1 protein-coding gene is annotated in these 346 nt (G+C 37.3%); it reads right to left on the reverse strand.

Translation table 11 applies throughout. The annotated features are described in order from the left end of the window. Positions 1–346, reverse strand: a 346-nt coding sequence (locus tag INF73_RS21960; RefSeq protein WP_305038849.1) for a FimD/PapC N-terminal domain-containing protein, incomplete at both ends; no start/stop codon positions are given.

A 346-nucleotide genomic window follows, 5' to 3' on the forward strand; every position in this document is an offset into this window, starting at 1 on the left:
CTCCCAGTTTTGGGTCGTCTCACCTTTGTTAGGTTGTGCATAATTCCAGGTACTATAGTTGCGCAATCTCCATGCGTTTAGATTTAAGCCGCTACGCATATTGACAAAATAGTTATTATTATTGCCATACTCATTAGAGTAAGTATTAGAACCTGTAATGCCATAACTGAAAAGCGCTGCTGGAATACCATCATCCCAGAGATCAGAACTAACACTGTTTCGTGCTTCCGGTGTGACAAATGCCTGAGGGATACTAATGTTAAGTGATTGCTTTGAGAAATTAAAATCATAATTAGCATCTGGTATGTAAAGGCTAATGTCTTTGATAATATCACTATCTTTAAAA

The sequence above is a fragment of the Enterobacter cloacae complex sp. P6RS genome (assembly GCF_014982245.1).
Taxonomy (GTDB): domain Bacteria; phylum Pseudomonadota; class Gammaproteobacteria; order Enterobacterales; family Enterobacteriaceae; genus Enterobacter; species Enterobacter bugandensis.